This is a genomic window from Lysinibacillus sphaericus (assembly GCF_015844675.1).
Taxonomy (GTDB): Bacteria; Bacillota; Bacilli; order Bacillales_A; family Planococcaceae; genus Lysinibacillus; species Lysinibacillus sphaericus_E.
Window position 1 is genome coordinate 40,182 of sequence record NZ_LDGC01000056.1, and the last position, 18,797, is coordinate 58,978.

Here is an 18,797-nt window from a genome sequence, read left to right on the forward strand (position 1 = left end):
CCCCTTACTTAATTTGAGTGATATGTGAATTTCAAAGTATGTTCATTTAATATTTTAAACACACTTTTAGAGAGTCAGAATAAATCTGTACTCTCTTTTTTATTATTTTGGAAACTTCTACAGAGTTACATTATAAATCAAAGCAGGATATAGGTTTGGTAAGCTATATCTTTCGCTTTTATAAATTAAATCAGAGTTAACATTTTTTTTAGATTGTTTATGGGTTTTACATTTGGTAACTTTAAATATTTTTTCTAAAGGAGTGGACGCAATGTTTGAAGTAAAATCACATAGCTTTGTTGCCGGGGGTATCCAACATCTATCGAAGGGATTTTTGCACTATTATATTGAACAGCCTTATATGGAGCATAGATGGACATTGATAGCCTATAATATTCTTTCAAAATATATATCAGATGGTCATAACCCTAAATTTCAAAAACCTAACAATGTTTATTTAAACGGAAAAGCTCCAAATGAAATAAAGATTCAATGTAACGTGTTCCCAAGCATGGGTAAAATAAATGAGATTATTGATGCTACTCATGAATTCGAATTTTATAAAGGGAATGAAAAAATAGAAGAAGTGATGTTTTACACTGTGTTTTTACAGACGGCTTTTACGGATGATATTCGTACCATAATTATAAAAAATCTAATGCCAGAAATTATAACAGGTAATAAAATGAGAACGATTTTGTTGGCAATTGTCACACCAGGAATGGAGTGGCACATTGGAATAATTAAAATAGAAGAAACTATTAGGGTTTTTAAGTTTTTAGCAACCAGCATTGGAATTCAAGTAGATGTTTTCCAAAATCGTGAAGATATATTAGATTTAATTAAAAATAAAAGTAGTGACGTTTTTTGATAGCTATAAAATTAAAAATAAGAAGTCAATTAGTAGTTTAACTAATCCATAAAAGTGGTTTCCCTAAAAACAAAATCATTCCATAACCAAATAAAATAATAAAATAATGATCTATAAGTAAAGTTAGATTATCATTTACACAAAAATCTTGACAGTCTCCACTAATACAGTTATTATTTCACAAAGCTTCGAATGTAATTTTACATTCAATAAAGAGCCAGCGATTTACTGTAATTTACTAAAATAATTATGTACCATTATATTAAAACTTTTAAGCTTTTATTTCTAGTTATGTTAACATAACACAATACTGTTATTTTTCTTCTCTAAAAGAGGGGAATCGTATTGCAAAATAAACATAACACTTATGATATAATATCTTATTGAGTTTTTTAAGGGAGAGAAAGATCTTGACACAAAGAATAGTAACAAATGAAATAGTTAATCCACTCCCTCAATATCAGATAATTATGAATGAGAATATCCCTCATATAACTAAGTATATGGGTTCCAAAAGGAGCATATTGGATTTTGTAATTGAAGGTATCAATGAAAGTTATTTAGGCGGGTATGTATGTGATTTATTTGGGGGGACAAGTATTCTTTCAGGTGCGTTAAGAGAATCAGCTCCTATAATTGCTAACGATATTCAACGATATTCTTCTGTTTTGGCTAACTTATATTTAAGTGGATATAATTGGGATGATTACCCTGATAACATTATTGAGGTAATTGTTGGGAGAGCAACTGAACGAGTAAATATTTTCAAAAGTACGTATCCAATCGAGGACTTTCAATATACAGAGGAAATGGATTTAGCTACATTTAATCAGCTTGAAGAACTACAAAAAAGTTTAATAAACAGTGATTTCTCAAATATAGATTATCACTTATTTACTAAGAATTATTCCGGCACATATTGGTCTTATGAACAGTGTCTTTGGATTGATGCTTTTCGTGCTGTCGCTGATGAATATAAAGGCGACCCCATTTATTATGTGATATTATCCAGTTTGATGTTTGCGATGTCTTATAATTCACAAAGTACAGGGCATTATGCGCAATATAGAGATGCAACAAATGAGAAGTCGATGAGAGATATACTTATCTATCGAATGAAGGAAATTACTCCATATTTCATAAGAAAATTTGAAGAGTTACAACATTCATTAAGACAAAATAATCTCCCTCATAGGGTTGTTTCGATGGATTATATAGATTGTTTAGATTCTCTTGACCGAAATACCACTGTTTATGCAGACCCTCCTTATGGATTTGTGCACTATTCAAGATTTTATCATGCTCTTGAGACTTTAGTTAGATATGACTATCCAGAAGTTAATTTTAAAGGAAGATACAGAACAGATAGACACCAGTCGCCTTTTTGTATCCGTACAAAAGTAAGAGCGGCTTTTGAGCAATTGTTTTCAAAGGTTAAAGAAAAGGAATCTAACCTTGTACTTAGTTATAGCGATAATGGAATGATTACCCTCGATGAAATAGAACAAATAGCAATTGAAAAATTTGGTGAAAATTATTCTGTTGAAGTTCGTACTCAGACCCATCTTCATAGTACGATGGGAAGAAGAGAAGATAAAAGTAGAAATGTCCAAGAAGCATTAATATTAGCGAAGAAGAGTTTTTAACGGGGCTAGGAAAAAACTGCTCAAAACCTTAAAAAGCGCGAGAAATCAATTTTAGAAACTTTGATTTCTCGCGCTTTTCTAATATGAAATTTATTAATTTTATTTTAAAAAATACTTTATCCCCGCCTCATTTTTCAAAGCCAGTTTCCTCTTGATAATATTCATTTGTATCGAATATATCAAATATGTTTAATAGGAAATCTTTAAGTTCTTTCATTTGGTGATCACTCTGAGAGCTTGGCTTTAAAGGGAACGCACCAATTGAAGGTATACTAAAAGTTTGCTTATACTTTATATTAGGATGTCTAATAAAAATAGTTGCTTCTTCAGTGATGTCTGGGTATAAGATAAATACACCGCGAGTTCCCAAGATAGCATCTCTATAAGCATGTGCTGTATGAATATCATTTCTTAAGTAATTGCCTTCTTGTACGTTTTCTCCAAGAAGCATTTTCTGTAATTTATTATTATCCAATTTATATTTCGAATCAAAGTGAATCCAATGGCTTTGGATGTTGTTGATTATTTTTATACTGAAGTCTGGATGTAATACCCCTCGGTCATATGTTCCTTCCCAGATTTCACCGTTTTGATTAATAAAATCACGATTATAATAGAATTCAATGACCAAATTTTTATACTTGAAAATTAAACAACTTTTATCTTTTTGTTTAAGATTTAATTTGTATCCCTTTTCGGTTCTATAAAGAAGACTGGATAGACTTTCTAGCTCTACCAAGCAAATATCCTTTAAAATGAAATATAATTTGAAATAACACCAAATTTCATATAATGAAGATATAGGGCGTAAATCTCCATTGGTCGTATCGAATTCGCTTACATCTGTATTTAGTTGAATACCTAATTCAAATAATTGTATAGCCTGAAGGAATTCTTTATAACCATTTCTTCTCTGAAGGACTATTGAGTTAGTAAAGTTAGTTAATGGACCGATTTGTTGAAAAAGTGGATTTTGAAGATATTCTTCAATTATAATTAAACAATTATTTAAGAACCATCTACTATTGCTATATTTATTTGGAAGTTTATTTAATAATTCTAAAACAAGCTTTTCTATCTCTTCGAGTGAAAATTTTATAAATTGGTTTTCCTTGGTATCATAGGTATTTTCTATATCCTCTGAAAATAACTCTAAAGGTGAATAACCTTTAAAATGTTTTTTTAACAACCCTTCTTTCTTCCACTCTAAATCGATTGGATTAGAAATCAGTTCAATAATATCAGGGGTAGTTATAAAACTCACACTATCCTTATCATTAATATAGTTTAGTTTTTTGTGTGGGTTTGATAAGATCGTTTCAATAGCTAAAGGTAATCTCTCCTCGCTAAAGAGCTTTTTCAAATGTAAAATAAGTACGTGGGGTGATACATTATTTATTATCTCTTCAGAAATTAAATTTATTTCTGTAGGATCGTCTAAAGATAAAATAAGCTCTGAATGAAAATTTGCTAAATCATTTAAAAGGTTTTTAAAATCAGTTTCGTAAGTTATTTTATAACTGACTACTTCCATTTGGAAACAGTCATTAGACAATTCAGAATCGCAATAAAATGATATAACCCCAATAAAATTCTTAAAATTAAATCTACCCGAAATTGTTGTAACCCCTTCTTTTTCAAACCAACTATCTGAACTATTTAGTGACACATAATTTCTAAGTTTTAAATTTCCAATAGGGTAGATAGGGTTTTGTTTTAGTAATTGTCCTTGTTTAATCTCTTTTTTTGAGATAGGAACACTTAATAAAAAGTTATATTCTGTTTGTTCCCTTAAGTTTAAATCCCTAAAGGTGTCTGACTTTTCCTTCCTTACAGATAAAGGAGGAATAGGAAAAGAGGGGATGTTGTCTAGTGTCTTAAATACTTCTATATTTGATGGTAGGTGGTCAATATATATTTTTTCACCAATTTCATCTGTGACACTAACAGTAAGCGTAATCGGAGTTGTATTTAACTTACTATTAAAATGACAATTAATTTTACTTAAATTTATCATTTTATACCACAAACCCACTGTAACCAGTGATAAGAAGATTTTTTTGCATTGATTCTAATTTCTTATGAGATTTTGGATATTTAACATTCCCGTTGCTATCTAGACAAAAAGATATGAGTGATTTTAAAATATTAGTTAATTGCTTTCTATTTCCGTGTATTTTTGGTAATATCTTTTGCATCAAAATTTCATCATAGATGCTATTTTCATCCTCTATCCAGGTTGGAATTGAATTTCTAAATTCTTCTACAACGGCTGAAAATTTATTACATTCGGACACAACTCTAAAACCAAAAGGAAAATCATTTTCCAATATTTCATAAACTTCATCTAAAAATTTTATAAGATGTGGATTTGTTGTATCTGAATATTCATTTAATAAAATATTGTAAGCAGATTCTCTTGTCATTTGTTCGTATTGTATACTACTATTCACCAAAAGTTTTGAAGGTTTTTTTGTATTTATTTCTATTACGAAGGCTCTATCAAGAACCTTTGGTGAAAACATATATGTAGTTTCATCAATATTAACTGTTCCAACAAAAAAAACATTACTTGAGACGAAGAGACCACCATTGTTGATAGCTTCATTGATTAGTTTTGTATAGCTAAAGTTATTTTTAAAGTTCTTTTTAAGTAGTTCTAATTCACTGACGGTTAACAAAGGTTCTCTAGAAAGGTCAGTATGATTAGTTGTTTCAATTAAGGATAAAAATTTTGCAAAATACATCTCCACATGAGAAAGGTTCATTTCGTCTAAGATTGCAAAAAAAGGTATGTTTTCATAATAAATAGAATTTGCTCTTAAAAGAAGGTCAATTAATGGAGTTATCTCGTATACATTGCCGTTTTCAGAGAATGGATTTTGATATCCGATCAGATGACGGCCATCTTTCCAACCAGCTTCTACAGGAATGAATGTAATATTAAAATGCTTGTCAATTTCATAAAATGGATTTAATTGTTTTGCTAACTTTCTGATTCCATAAGTTTTACCTGTCCCACTGGGTCCTGTAATTATCATAAATGGTTTAGCAGCTAAAGATGTCAGTAGGAGAGTGTCTACTTCAATCTTTTCTTCGTAATTGATAGATTCACTACTAAATTCCGCTGATAAATCTAAGGGCTGACCTTCTAACCAAGTTCTATATTGTTCTTTAGTTAAATTTAGGACTCTATGGAATTTATACCAATAGCATTGTTCATAAAAATCGCGACTAAATTCTTCGGTAATTGAAGGTTCCTGCCAACCAATTGTTAAGAGTCTGTTTAATATCAACTTCTTAACTAATGAGCCAACCTCTCCGTTTAAAAAGAAATTTGAAAAATCGTAAGGGACTTCTTCAGAGTGTTTGTATGTTTGGTCTGTTGAGCCGGATTCAATTAAAATGCCACGTATGTTAGTAAAGGTTTTTTGAGAGTTAAAGTCTGTCCTATGAATTACGCCTTTCATCTCTTCATTTGATGAAGCTGAATTTTTAAATATTTCTATGTAATTATGGTGACTAAAGATAATAGCTATTAAGCAAAAATAACCTACACTATCAGGATATTCAGCAATATCCATCCAGAAATCAGGGATAGGGTCGGTTAAATTTTCCACACCTAATGTACCCCGTAATTGAGGCTCATCTATTGTTCTAGATATTGTGTAGTTACCTGTTATATAGTCTTCCAAATGCCCATTTCTAACTAAGTTAATTAAGTGTATAATTCCGTATTTAGTTTGTGACGCATTAAGTTGGTTTAGCATTAATATGTCCTCCATTGATATTGAGTTTTATTAATAATTAAATCATTTTGAAGTGAAATGATTCTCTATTAAGCTGAATGGATGCATTCAAATATATTGGTTATATATTACCATATAGTAGGACGTTTCCAAAAATATATCTGATTTTTATAGAGCATTTAGTAAAACTAAGGCAACCTAAATAAGGTGAGGGATCAATGGAAGTTTGGTTATGCCAGAAAAATAAATATGCGAAAAGGATGAGTTTATGGGATGGGTTCAATTTCTTTATAAACTCTTAAACTCAGGCATAGCTGGATTTTGTGTTCTAGTGAAATTAATTTATAATAAACTTGCCTAAAAATTGCTTTTTTATTGTATGGTTAATTATTTAATTTCCATTTACTAGTCTTTCTAAAAAAATAAGAAGTTCTCAAAAGGTATACCTTTTGGGACTTCTTATTTTTTTATAATACAAGGTCTAAAAAAATCTTAATATAAAACTTTTTGAACGTCTAAAAAAGATTTGTACTTTTTGCATTAGTACGCTAACATACGAACACTTATAAGAAAGGGGTGCTAGTATGGGTTTGAATTTTTGCTATATGAGGGTTAGTACGACAGCTCAAAATCAAGATAGGCAAGAGGATATTTTGATGAAATTCGTATCTTTAGATGAAAGTGGTAAACCTTACTTGTATTGTGATAAAGCTAGTGGGAAAGACATGCAGCGTAAGGGGTTTCAAGAAATGTTTCGTGCTATGAGACCTGGGGATACTTTATACGTAAAGTCAATTGATAGGATTGGTCGTAATAAGCATCAAATTAAACAGTATCTTGAAAAGTTAAGAAACAAACAAATTCGAATAAAGATAATTGATATTCCGACAACTATGCATGACTTTCCACCGGAACAAGATTGGGTTGCTGATATGGTTAATAATATACTAATCGAGGTCTATACTTCTATCGCTGAACAAGAAAGAAATACAATCCTACAGCGCCAGCGTGAAGGAATTGAAGCAGCAAAAGCAAAGGGTAGGCATTTAGGAAGACCTATTATTGAATATCCTCCTGATTGGAGCCATCTGTATAAACTATGGGTAAAGGGCGTTATCACTTCAAAAGAATTCATGATAAAAGTTGAAATGAAAAAATCAACATTCTATACAAAGGTTAAAAAATACCGAGAACAACAAAAAACATCGTAGTCTAAATACAGGATTAGAAAGGAGTATTGTATGGAAGAGAGTAACACAGGTAGTGTATTACCATTAGAAAATTTAAGAGCTGTACAATGTATGCGTAGACTATCACTCTCACGTAGCATCATTGACACATATAAATATCAAAATAGGGTATTGAAAACCTATTATTATAACTTAAATCATATTGAGGAAACAGAGATGGATGCTCAAGATCGATTGATAGTTGATGGTTTAGCAATGCTAGGGAGAACAGTATTTCACATCTTCCACTCACGGGGTATGGTCAAGTATGCTCAAAATAAAAAGTATTGGATGATGAGGCGAGCGTATGTATTTATAAACAGAGTAAGAAATGACCCTAACATAAATTCAATTAGCCATGATGAAATAGGACAAGGGGTATTAGATGCCTTTGTAATTTGTGAACCCATTAATACAGAAACATCTGAAGTATTAGCAGAAGGCGTTTTCTCTTCTATTAGCTTATCAAAGATTAAAAATTTGGATGGCGAAAAAAAAGTCATTTGGTCTTTTGAAGAAATGTGATGATAAATTTGATGTCTAAAAGCACTTTACAGAAGCAACTTCGTATTTTAAGTCGAGATTCTAAAGCGTTAATAATACGCGTTTGTAAGGTGTTTTATGAGTGATTTTGTGTCACCCTCAACAACTCTAATTCAAAAAAAAAAGACTCTCTTTGATTCACACTATTTGAATGAAAGGGAGTCTTTTTTTGTGACGAAAATCTTGGAGCTGATAGATGATTTTAAACTCAATCAACAAATACAAGGACGAAAACTGAAGCATGTAGAGATGTGTATTTGGCGGCTTACAAGGTGGGCGGAGCTTATAAAAGATGAGCTACGCAGATTGGAAGTAGAAGATTTTCAACCAATAAACATTAAGAATACAGCATAGACAGCAACTAGGAAACGAAAAGTCTATAACCACCAATAACAATATCGCAACGTTAAAGGTGTTCTTCAACTATTTAATAGATGAAGAGTTCATTGATGAAATGGCAAATCCACTTAGACGAATAAAGAGCTTGGAGGAAGAAAAGAAACTCATCTTGACATTTAATGATAAAGAAGTGAAACGGATTATTATTGATATGAAGGAAGAAACGTATTCTAACATACGAAACAAATTTTAAATATGAATTGATAACTTATGACAAATATGGTTAAGATATTTGTAAAAGAGTTTATTAATAAGGAGATAATAAATGGAGATAAAAATATATGATAAAGTGGAATATAGGAACGATGCTGTCGCACAACAAGTTAAAATCCGTCTAGAAGAGATATTTGAAGATGAGGAGATACTAGGATACTACAAAGAGCCCGATTATTGGACAACATCAAACACTTTACCTACATTTACGCTTTGTTCTAAGAAATATGGAGTAATAATAATTAAGGTATACGATTATAATAATGATAATTTGTTCGAAATTAATGATAAGTTCTGGATAAAAAATGGTAAGAAGGTAAGGAATGAATTATTAGGTTTTGAAGATTATTGCTATAAATTTAAAAATGATATTGATTTACCAACTAACGAAATATATTCAGAAATTCCTTTTACTCGTATTGCTATCATGCCATTTGTTGACAAGGAAATCTTGAAAAATGAGATAAAACGTAGCAAAACTATTTTATTGTTTTCCGAATATAGAACATATGATTTGAAAGGTAGTTTGCCTGAAGCTGAATTTGAAGAAGAAGACTGGCAGAAACTAATAAGTGTAATTCAAAAGTCAAATATTCTAAATAAGGAAAATAATTACATAGTAGAAACCCCTTTAGAGAACTTAAGAGATGCAATTGCTTACAACAATCAAAGTATAAATTTATTTGATGAAGATCAATTGGATGCAAGTATGACAATCACGGAAGGTGCTCAGAGAATAAGAGGATTAGCCGGTAGTGGCAAAACGGTTATTCTGTCAATTAAGGCAGCTAGGTTGCACAGAAAAAATAGAAAACAAAAGATAGCTTACGTTTTTTCTACACATAGCTTATATAAGCAAGTTACAGAGTTAGTGAATAAATATTATGGGAAATTAACTGGAGAAAGATTAGACCCCGATTATTTAGAGATAATTCATGCTTGGGGTGGTAAGACCACTGGTCCTGGGTTTTATTACAATATATGTTTATCAAATGGGATTACCCCTTTAACTGTTTGGGATTTAAAGTTTGAAAAAGAAAAATTTGATGAAGCATGTAAAAGGTTATTAAGATTTAACTTAAAAGAGGAATATGACCATGTATTAATTGATGAGGCGCAAGATTTACCTTTAAGCTTCTTTAAATTGGTAGAAAAGGTAACGAAAAAACCAAAGAATATTATATGGGCATATGATGATTTACAAACTACTAATGAAGTAAAAATTCCAAACGCTCAAGAATTGTTTGGACAAAATGGAGATGGGACGGATAAGGTAGAGCTGAATAAAGAGAATGACTATATATTAAAGAAATCTTATCGAAATCATAAAGATGTTTTACTTACAGCTTTGGCGTTTGGCTTTGGTTTATATGCGGAAGATGGAATTGTTCAGATGATAAAAGAAGAAAAAACTTGGAATGCTTTAGGATTTAAGGTGCAGGGAGATTTAAACTATGAAAAAAGAGTGAAAATTATCCGACCAATAGAAAATAGTCCGAACAATCCTGTAAAAGAATATAGTAAATATCCCATTTTAAATGTTAACACTTTTAATTCATACCAAGAAGAGATAGAGACTGTAGCTGCAAAAATAAAAGAGCTAATTGAAGTCGAGAAAGTAAGACCAGAAGATATAATGGTTGTTGATATTTATAACTATGCAAAAGCAAGGTTATCAGATTTACAAGGAATACTTTATAGAAATGAAATATTAAGTACAATTCCAGGAATAGTAGATGGAGCTAGAGATTTCTTTAAAGAAGAAAGTGTTACTTTAACAACTGTAAGAAGAGCTAAAGGAAATGAAGTACCAGTGGTTTTTGTCATAGGATGTGAGAAAGCATTAAATGAAAAAAATTTATATGAAAAAAGGATTCTTCGGAATATGCTTTTCATATCAATTACAAGATCTAAGGGTTGGATATTCATTTCTAGCAATAAAGAGACTGGGGTAGATTTTAGTATTGAATTTAACAAAATGTATAATGATATTTTAAGAGGCGAGTTTAATTTTATTTTCCCAGACCGTAAACAATTCGATGACATTAAAGAGTTGAATTTGTTAGCAATTGATAATAAGAAAGTTGAAAAATTACAAAATAGAGCAGATATAATTAACGAATTAATAGAAAATGGGGATTTGTCAGCGTTTAAAATGTTTTTAAGTAAGGAAAGCATAGAAAAGTTGAAGGAGTTATCTGAAGAAGATGACTAACTTATATGACTTAATAAAAGCTGATATAAAGAGTACCATTGCAATGCTTATGGAACATTCGTTGATATATAATCCTACATTTTCAGATAGATGTTGTAAACAATACAGTATTTCGAGTAAATTAGAAGGACCTAAAATTCAAAAAGATAAGACTTATGTTGAAAACTTTTTGAAATTTTACAATAACAATGAATACTTATTTTTATTTAAAGATCATAGCTTTATTCAAGTGAAATATGATTTTATAAAAAGTGAAAAAGATAGACAAATATACGTTAATAAAGCGAATTTAAATTTCTATCCTAATCCTGGTCTATATGATGCAGATATTCTAGAAGCTTTAAAAGCGGATAAATTATCTGAGGAAGAACAACTTGATTTGTGGGGGCAACTGAGAATAGATTTAGAACAAGATTTTGCTTATCACTCAAATTATATGCGTTTAGATTATTCTGCTAGTCCCACTGATTTTACTGAACTAACTCATCCAAGATGTCATATTCATATTGGTTTAAATAATGATTTTAGGTTAGCGGCAAATAAATTACCCTATTTATCAGATTTCGTCGATTTAGTTTTGTTTTCTAATTACAATAAAGATTGGCAGACTCTCCATCAAGAAAAAATGCAGGACTTGACCTCATATTTAAGGTATAGAAAACAAAAACAACAATCATATACTCAGCTAACAGAATTTGAAGATGTTTTAACTGAAGTAGAGATGAATAGTTATTTATTAAAGTTAATTTAAGAATTAAATATAAATGGTTTAAGTAACTCATCTATTACCTGCTACAATTGAATGAACAAATGGTGTGATAATTTAGAGTCACCATATATTTATAACCATATTACTACGCAATCGGTGCCACCAGCAACAATTGAGTGGGAATAGTTAAATAACAATGTAAAAAGCTTGGTAGAGCCTTATTTAATAAGGTTTCTGCTGAGTTTTTTGTTTAATAATACCTTATTTGATACCATGAGTTACTTTTTGAAGGATTTAGTAGTAAAAATATACCTGTTGATTTAAAATGAAGATAGTACTAAGTATTCTATTAATTAAAAAGGGTGATTTAAGATGAGGGATAGCAAAACCATTTTAAAAGGAGTTTTTGACAAGGGCAATATAGAAACTAATATTGCTACAATTAAAAAGTATTTCCCTGATTGGACACCTACAAAAAAACAGCTAAGATCAAAAAAAGCATTAGAAGATAAATTTATGGAAATTGAAAATCTTCTAGATCAGGCTCTGACTATTCAAGATTTACTCGAAACTGCTGCAATAGTTAGAACACAAGGTTTTCCTGTCTATACGTACAGTTTAAAAGTAAATAGTATTAATAAATGGGAAGATACTCAGAAATACTTACCTGTAAATTGTAAAAACTACACTTACAAAAACAAATATCAAATGACTATTCAAGATATACAAGAATTAGATACTAGCATTAAATTTGAATTGGAAGTGAAAGAATATAATGAAGCATGGAAATACGGTGCTTTAAACGTTGACGGACTTTCAGGTCTTTTAAAAATAAAAGTTAGCTTTGATAAAACAAGAGAAAAGTTGTCTATACATGCTGGAAATGAGATCATCAATGATGTTTGTAAAGAGTTTATTAAAGAATATTTAAAATGGCCATTAGAAACATATTTATTAAAACCAAAGTTTTCGCAGGCTTCTCAAATTGATAACGCAGACTTTATAACGGCTCTAGTGTTAGATTTTGTATATAATAGATTATCTAATGACGGATTCGAAGCAAAATTTGAGGAAATAAAATTTAAGAATAATAGTAAAGCCGTAAGCGCACAAAATGCGGGAATTAAAAACGTTACTTTAAATGGTAAAGATATCATTTCATCACAATTAGCATGTGAATATGTTACTATGGGGAGCTCTATTGAAAGATTTAAGTTAGAAGTTGTTTATAAACAAACTAGTTTTAAAGCTGATTTTACATTTAAAGGTAAAGAAAATAATCATTTAAAAATAGTTATTTATGAAACAGGTGACTTGAGTTCAGAAATTATGGATAATCTACAGGCTCAATATATTGATATGTGTATAAATGGTATCAAAGATTTAAAAGAAACTAATGAGCTATTAGCAAAAATAAGAGAGACTTTTATAAAGGCGAATACATTTGTTTATGAGTTAGTGGAAGAACTAATGTCTATTAATAATGAACTGCTGGCAAATTTAGTTGGTGAAATATCCGAAGATTTAGATGATAATTCTCTTGAAAAGGTATATAATATAGCATATAATAATGAAGTTTTGCTTCAAGCTATAGGTATTAGTGAACAGGATTCAAACTTGAAGAAAATTTATGAAATTACTGGTGCTGATTTTGAAGAAACTGAAGAGTCTAATCAAACTGAAGAGCTAGAAAAAAATATACAAACAGAAGGAAAATCATCAAAAAATGAGTAATTAGCTGTCGGGAAATTTAGGAGGTGTTCTAATTGAAATTATTTAATAGCTTTTTAATATATAGCACAATTTCAAATGATCTTGAAATTAAATTAAATAATCAATTATCAGCGAAGAAGAGACCTTCTGAATTTTTCGAGAGGTTTGAAATAGAAATAATTCAAGAAGGTATCTATTTACTAACATATAACTGGATTGACCGTTTGAAAATATCTGAAAAATATTCAAAACCTATTTTTAATGAAGTTAAATCTTTATACTTTAGTAAATATCAGCGTTTAGCTATTTTCAGCGACTCTGAAAGTTGTATTACGTATTTTAGCAATAAATTCAGAGGGAAATACGACGCAGAGATAGAGAAGATATCCTATTATGATTTATGGAAGAAGGAAGTTTTAAATAATAAGTTGCTTGATAATGTATTGGCAGTTGAAATTAGGAATTTTGCATTATCTGATAGTCCGGAGAACGTAAAAAAAATCTCAGGGGAAAAGCTAAATGTTGAATATTTGAAGTATATAATACAGAGTGAAAATGAGTATGAAGAATTAGTATCTGTTACATTAAAGTCTGTTATGTTTGATCTAACATATTATCTAGATACGTCTTCAGTTATATCTTTACCAGATAATATTAAAAGTAAAAATATAATAAACTTTATATGTGATTTATCTAAAAAAACGCAAAGCTAAAGGCTAAATATGAAAATTTTAAAAGTTATTTATTTAATTATTGTTATTTTTCTTCCTCTAATATTTTTTATATTCATTCAAGAGGAATCGATAGATTCAGAAAAAATTGTTTCGAAAGTCAATACTCAATTATCATATCTGAGCTGGGTTGTAACAGCTATAACGAGCATATTAGCGTTTGGTGTACTTTACTTAACAATATTATTTGATAAGAAAATATTTAAAAATGTACAATCTACAAAACAATTTTATAGACCGTATAGTTGGGATAAGCAAGAAATAAAACATTATATATATGATGTTGTTACTAATAAATGGAAGTATAGTTTAGAAGTATTTTTTTTGGTTTTTTCTATAACCACTCTATTCATAAATTTATTTTGGGTGCTATCTTTAAGTCATTATAGTAATTATAAATTATGGTCATTTAAGGAAATATTTTCTTTTGAATGGTTCGTTGATATTAATGTTATGACAGATATTTTATCTCTCTTTTTACCAGTGATGTTTTGGGTAATAACATCAGGTATTAGTATTATTATAGCGTATATTACAGAATCAAAAGGAGTTTCAGGTAAGATGATTCTTCCTGAAAGTAAACAGAAAATAGATGTACCTTTTCTACATTCACAGAATGCAGATTTAAGTGAACTTTTTTTAAAAACAGGACCTATTTTAACTCTTTATACGAAATATGATGATGATAAAGAAATGAAAGATTTGTATTTAGAGCAAGAAATCCCATGGAAAAATTATTATGCAATTTATAAATTTTATAATAAAGGCAGTCTAGACTATAAATTATATTTTAAATGTGAGCATGAGATAGAAGATATTCAACCTCAAACTTCAACAGTAGATATCATTGGACATTCAGAATTTAGTAGCTATTTAAACTCTGATTGTAATATGGCAGATGTAACGTTTTACACTGCTGATAAAAATGTGTTTGCAAAATTTAAGTTGAGTATTGAGATACAAAACGATCTAAAATCTTTTATGCCTTTCAGAAAAATTATATTTGATAAAGAAAAGCCAGATATAGAAATGAATAGATTAGAACAAATGAATGAAGATTTTGATTTAGAAAAACTTAATATTAAATAAAAAAGACAATCTTAGAAATACTAAGATTGTCTTTTTTATTTAATATTTAAAAGATTGATTCCTATGAAATTTCGTTGTTTTAACTCTTGAAGTCTTATAATTGATTGCCCCACTCAGATTATTAGCAATTAAAAGTTAATATTAGGGTATAAGTGTGAATAAGTGCTTAGAGTTGTTTTTATATCTTCGTGTCCTAAACGATCTTTAATAATTAATGGATTAGCATTATATTCATTAATTAAAAATGAAGCATGAGAATGTCTTAAGCCTTTTGCTTGTATAGGTTTAACACCTGCTAATTTTGCATGACGACTTATTATTCTTGCGATAGTTGATTTCCATGTAGGAGACCCATCGTAAGAAAGTACAAGTTCAATATTTGTTATGTCTTCCTGACGTTTTTTCCATGCCCTAAGAATAGAAATAGTGTCAGAATCAATTGCAATTGTACGTAATGCTGCTTTTGTTTTCGTAGGCCCTAAGCTCCAATCATTTCTATTTTTAAGACGTAAAGAATGATTTATTGTAATAGTGCCTTTTTCTAAATCAACTTCTTCTTTCCATCTTAAAGCAGTAGCCTCATTTACTCGTAGTCCTGTCATAAAATATAACCAAACAATTACGAATGAATAATGCTCATAATGGTCAGGTCATCTAAGTTAAAAGTAGATAAAACTTTTTCGAATTCTTCTTTTGTCCAAAACTCCACTTTAACTTTTTCTTTTGGTACCGTTCCAACTTGTTTAGCACGATTTTGTTTAATCATACCAATATTTATAGACTTTTCAAGTGTTTGAGGAAAGATACCATAAACCATCCTAGAATAATTTTGAGAATGTTGTTCAGTTAAACTATTCAGGCATTCGATTTTCAAATGTTGTTATTTGTACTTTGGATTTATATTCTGGAATGAAAAGTTGCTCCAAAAACGTATTATAATCCATATTACTATTTGAAATTTGCCCCATGTCCTGAGCATCTTTTAATTCGGCAGTTTTTGCCTCATAATCCTCTTTTTGAGAATTATATCCTCTGCGTACTTTTCGAATGCGTTTACCTGTCACGGCATCAAAGCCGAGGGAAACGGAGTAGTACCATTTCCTCGAATTTTTATCTTTATAGACACCAGTGATTTTTGCCATATCACATCAATCCTTTATGTCATACCAATCGAAATGGATTTAATATTATTTTATGTATAAAGTAAACATTAGATAAATAGAGTTTAATCAGTATCTCATTGTTTTATCTTTTGATTAGTTTATTATAGTTGGAATAGTAAAATAAAAAGCTTAGACGTTGATTTTCCAGCGTTTCTAGGCTTTTTTATTTTTGTAACCGTATTGATAACTATCATAGAAGTAACTTATTTTAAGATAAAAATGTTGAAATCTAACAGAAGGATCTTAGAAACTTTCTTTTGATATAATTTTTGAAAAAAGAGATGTAAATTAAAATATGTTAAATGCCCCCACAACTTATATTTTTAATTAAACGTAGTCAAATACGTAATCAAACATTTAAAATAGCAGTTATAAACCTTTAAAAACGTTGGTATTATAGCATTTTATGAGGCAGTCGGTTCGACTCCCGCCGTCTCCATACATAAAGAGGCTACAAACGTAGTCATATCAATGATTTTTGAGATTGGGGATATTGAACGGGAGTTGAACTCTTGGGCAATATCCCTTTTCTTATCCCTATGGAAAAATAACATAATTGAACTGTTCGTAGACCTTCTAATAATACAATTAGGAGGCTTTTTTATGTCAAGTAGGAAGCGTAAGCATGCATTTTTGCTGTTGAAGGTGAAGTGATAGAAATGATGGAAATACAGGAAGTTCAGCGAAAAAGCAAAGGTATGCCGATAGATGAAGCACTTGAAACGGTATTCAGCCAAATGCGAATAGTAGGGAATAGATTTTAAGAAAAACAAAAGGAGCATTCCTGTTAGAAGGATTTTCAGGGGCTTGAAAAAGAAAAAGTCCTCTTGTATGATGCATGAGTGTCAACGCCTAAATTGACCCATTATCACACAGGAGAACCCCATTTATGAATTCTATTACGAACCAAAAGATTAATCAAGTTACTGAAAAAACGCTCGTCATTGGTATCGACATTGCCAAGCGTACACATTACGCATGCGCGGTTGATGAGAGAGGACGCGTGCTCCAAAAATCGTTCCCTTTCTCTCAATCAAGGGAAGGTTTCGATGCTTTTTATGAAAGATTACTTGTTTTACGTGCTGCACATGAAAAAAGCGAAGTGTTAGTCGGTTTCGAGCCGACTGGTCATTATTGGATGAATCTCGCTGCTTATCTTAGTGCACACGGGATTCCATTTGTCATGGTTAATCCTCATCATGTCAATCGTTCAAAAGAATTGGATGACAATCTTCAAACGAAAAATGATCAAAAGGATGCCCTTGTCATTGCACGCTTATTGCGTGATGGGCGTTTCAGCTATCCGCGCCTTCTAGAAAACGTAGAAGCTGAATTACGAAACGGTGCAACGTTACGGTCCAAAATCCAAGAAGATCTAAATGCCTTACAAAATCGTATCATTCGTTGGATTGATCGTTTCTTTCCGGAATTTACGATGGTGTTCAAAGACTTCGGAAAAATGGCTTATGCGGCGCTTGAAATGACGCCACTACCAAGCGATATTCAAGGGAAGGCACCCGAGGAACTATTATTTTTATATCGCCAAGTCGAAGGTATGAAATCGCCTCAGCTACCAAAAGCGAAACAATTAGTTGAGGTAGCACAGCATTCCATTGGACTGACAGAGGGACTCGTGATGGCACGAATAGAAATCGCCACACTTCTCACACAGTACAAATTGATGCAAAGCCAACTAGTAACATTAACAGAACAGCTAACCGAAATAGCGAAAGAAATGACGGACTATGAGTACTTAAATTCCGTCCCAGGCATAAGCGACGTAACGATTGTCGAGCTACTTTCAGAAGTCGGTTCACTCACACACTATGAACATCCACGCCAATTAATCAAACTAGCGGGACTCACATTGCGTGAAAACTCTTCTGGGCAACGCAAAGGACAAAAACGGATATCCAAGCGAGGAAGAAGAAAGTTACGGGCTCTGTTATTTCGAGTCATGATGCCGTTACTTCGTCACAACGAAGCTTTTAAGAAATTACATGAATATTACTACACTCACTATCAATCCCCTTCGAAAGAAGCAATCGATTGTCGTACTGTGTGGAAAGTTACTGAAGATTTTACACACTTTGTGCAAGAAGAGAGTGTATTTTGATGTGAATCACATGATAAAAGATATTTATTGTCTCGTAGAGGCAGCCTAGCAACATCAAAGCTCGACCTACAACAAAAGGATGACACGGAGAAGCCGGCATTATTTATTCCATCCGACTTTGAGTCCCTAAAGGAGCATCGCCAGCCTCTGCCTTATGAATAGACCGAACGAAGGAATGTAATGCGCAAGGACGCCAAGAGACATGGGAGGGTACGTCATCATAAGCATCGCAGAGATCCATTAGTGCATCATATAATGGAATTTAAAGTTAATTTTGATGAATTAGCTTTAGCAAAGCGTACTCACCAAATGACAATGTATTGAAAAACTAGAAAACATTATATGTAATATTGGTGAAAAAATATTTTTCACCACTTTAAAAACGGGTCAAACCGTTGATATATCAACATT

General features: G+C 30.8%; 15 protein-coding genes and 1 pseudogene. 11 read left to right on the forward strand and 5 right to left on the reverse strand.

Going from position 1 to position 18,797, the window contains the following annotated elements; translation table 11 throughout:
- Window positions 1–271: 271 nt before the first annotated feature.
- The gene (locus ABE34_RS14355) at window positions 272–871 is read left to right on the forward strand and encodes a hypothetical protein (RefSeq protein ID WP_197143219.1); all 600 of its coding nucleotides are present in this window, start codon (window positions 272–274) and stop codon (window positions 869–871) included.
- A 410-nt stretch (window positions 872–1,281) separates the two neighbouring features.
- Window positions 1,282–2,517 carry a DNA adenine methylase gene (locus ABE34_RS14360; protein ID WP_241747189.1) on the forward strand — a complete coding sequence of 412 codons (1,236 nt, stop codon included), beginning with the start codon at window positions 1,282–1,284 and terminating at the stop codon, window positions 2,515–2,517.
- Between the two features lie 127 nt (window positions 2,518–2,644).
- On the opposite strand, the gene ABE34_RS14365 is transcribed toward ABE34_RS14360, so the two are convergent.
- Both ABE34_RS14365 and ABE34_RS14370 read right to left on the reverse strand, forming a co-directional pair.
- The gene (locus ABE34_RS14365) at window positions 2,645–4,534 is read right to left on the reverse strand and encodes a DUF2357 domain-containing protein (RefSeq protein ID WP_197143220.1); all 1,890 of its coding nucleotides are present in this window, start codon (window positions 4,532–4,534) and stop codon (window positions 2,645–2,647) included.
- Window position 4,535: 1 nt separating this feature from the next.
- The gene (locus ABE34_RS14370) at window positions 4,536–6,287 is read right to left on the reverse strand and encodes an McrB family protein (protein WP_197143221.1); all 1,752 of its coding nucleotides are present in this window, start codon (window positions 6,285–6,287) and stop codon (window positions 4,536–4,538) included.
- Between the two features lie 563 nt (window positions 6,288–6,850).
- Here ABE34_RS14370 and ABE34_RS14375 point away from each other — a divergent pair.
- The 8 genes from ABE34_RS14375 to ABE34_RS14415 all read left to right on the forward strand — a co-directional run bounded on the left by ABE34_RS14375 (window position 6,851) and on the right by ABE34_RS14415 (window position 15,107).
- On the forward strand, window positions 6,851–7,477 hold the full coding sequence (locus ABE34_RS14375) for a recombinase family protein (RefSeq protein WP_197143222.1): 627 nt from the start codon (window positions 6,851–6,853) through the stop codon (window positions 7,475–7,477).
- Window positions 7,478–7,507: 30 nt separating this feature from the next.
- Window positions 7,508–8,020 carry a hypothetical protein gene (locus tag ABE34_RS14380; protein WP_197143223.1) on the forward strand — a complete coding sequence of 171 codons (513 nt, stop codon included), beginning with the start codon at window positions 7,508–7,510 and terminating at the stop codon, window positions 8,018–8,020.
- 189 nt (window positions 8,021–8,209) lie between these two features.
- On the forward strand, window positions 8,210–8,392 hold the full coding sequence (locus ABE34_RS14385) for a hypothetical protein (protein WP_197143224.1): 183 nt from the start codon (window positions 8,210–8,212) through the stop codon (window positions 8,390–8,392).
- Window positions 8,393–8,702: 310 nt separating this feature from the next.
- A complete protein-coding gene (locus tag ABE34_RS14395; protein WP_197143226.1) occupies window positions 8,703–10,865 on the forward strand; it encodes a DEAD/DEAH box helicase in 2,163 nt (720 codons plus the stop codon).
- Window positions 10,858–11,616 carry a DUF2290 domain-containing protein gene (locus ABE34_RS14400; RefSeq protein ID WP_197143227.1) on the forward strand — a complete coding sequence of 253 codons (759 nt, stop codon included), beginning with the start codon at window positions 10,858–10,860 and terminating at the stop codon, window positions 11,614–11,616. Before ABE34_RS14395 ends, ABE34_RS14400 begins: the two co-directional genes overlap by 8 nt.
- A gap of 330 nt (window positions 11,617–11,946) precedes the next feature.
- Window positions 11,947–13,308, forward strand: coding sequence for a hypothetical protein (locus tag ABE34_RS14405; RefSeq protein ID WP_197143228.1), 1,362 nt, complete (start codon window positions 11,947–11,949; stop codon window positions 13,306–13,308).
- Window positions 13,309–13,340: 32 nt separating this feature from the next.
- Window positions 13,341–14,000, forward strand: a complete 660-nt coding sequence (locus ABE34_RS14410) for a hypothetical protein (RefSeq protein ID WP_197143229.1) — start codon at window positions 13,341–13,343, stop codon at window positions 13,998–14,000.
- A gap of 9 nt (window positions 14,001–14,009) precedes the next feature.
- Window positions 14,010–15,107, forward strand: coding sequence for a hypothetical protein (locus tag ABE34_RS14415; protein WP_197143230.1), 1,098 nt, complete (start codon window positions 14,010–14,012; stop codon window positions 15,105–15,107).
- A 128-nt stretch (window positions 15,108–15,235) separates the two neighbouring features.
- On the opposite strand, the gene ABE34_RS14420 is transcribed toward ABE34_RS14415, so the two are convergent.
- The 3 genes from ABE34_RS14420 to ABE34_RS14430 are packed head-to-tail and all read right to left on the reverse strand — an operon-like array spanning window position 15,236 to window position 16,249.
- A complete protein-coding gene (locus tag ABE34_RS14420; RefSeq protein ID WP_346655567.1) occupies window positions 15,236–15,727 on the reverse strand; it encodes a site-specific integrase in 492 nt (163 codons plus the stop codon).
- Window positions 15,727–15,924: a hypothetical protein gene (locus tag ABE34_RS14425; protein WP_197143232.1), complete on the reverse strand. Its 198-nt coding sequence runs from the start codon at window positions 15,922–15,924 to the stop codon at window positions 15,727–15,729. The genes ABE34_RS14420 and ABE34_RS14425 overlap by 1 nt, the downstream gene beginning before the upstream one ends.
- Window positions 15,925–15,958: 34 nt before the next feature.
- Window positions 15,959–16,249, reverse strand: a complete 291-nt coding sequence (locus ABE34_RS14430; RefSeq protein ID WP_197143233.1) for an Arm DNA-binding domain-containing protein — start codon at window positions 16,247–16,249, stop codon at window positions 15,959–15,961.
- Between the two features lie 910 nt (window positions 16,250–17,159).
- On the opposite strand from ABE34_RS14430, the pseudogene ABE34_RS14435 reads away from it, so the two are divergent.
- Window positions 17,160–18,435, forward strand: a pseudogene (locus ABE34_RS14435) (IS110 family transposase).
- Window positions 18,436–18,797: the final 362 nt, after the last annotated feature.

Bases quoted from the DNA above. Each gene is read 5' to 3' on its own strand.
- ABE34_RS14430 (WP_197143233.1), bottom strand. From the start codon at position 16,249: ATGGCAAAAATCACTGGTGTCTATAAAGATAAAAATTCGAGGAAATGG.
- ABE34_RS14380 (WP_197143223.1), top strand. From the start codon at position 7,508: ATGGAAGAGAGTAACACAGGTAGTGTATTACCATTAGAAAATTTAAGA.
- ABE34_RS14395 (WP_197143226.1), top strand. From the start codon at position 8,703: ATGGAGATAAAAATATATGATAAAGTGGAATATAGGAACGATGCTGTC.
- ABE34_RS14405 (WP_197143228.1), top strand. From the start codon at position 11,947: ATGAGGGATAGCAAAACCATTTTAAAAGGAGTTTTTGACAAGGGCAAT.
- ABE34_RS14355 (WP_197143219.1), top strand. From the start codon at position 272: ATGTTTGAAGTAAAATCACATAGCTTTGTTGCCGGGGGTATCCAACAT.
- ABE34_RS14415 (WP_197143230.1), top strand. From the start codon at position 14,010: ATGAAAATTTTAAAAGTTATTTATTTAATTATTGTTATTTTTCTTCCT.
- ABE34_RS14370 (WP_197143221.1), bottom strand. From the start codon at position 6,287: ATGCTAAACCAACTTAATGCGTCACAAACTAAATACGGAATTATACAC.
- ABE34_RS14425 (WP_197143232.1), bottom strand. From the start codon at position 15,924: ATGGTTTATGGTATCTTTCCTCAAACACTTGAAAAGTCTATAAATATT.
- ABE34_RS14375 (WP_197143222.1), top strand. From the start codon at position 6,851: ATGGGTTTGAATTTTTGCTATATGAGGGTTAGTACGACAGCTCAAAAT.
- ABE34_RS14400 (WP_197143227.1), top strand. From the start codon at position 10,858: ATGACTAACTTATATGACTTAATAAAAGCTGATATAAAGAGTACCATT.
- ABE34_RS14365 (WP_197143220.1), bottom strand. From the start codon at position 4,534: ATGATAAATTTAAGTAAAATTAATTGTCATTTTAATAGTAAGTTAAAT.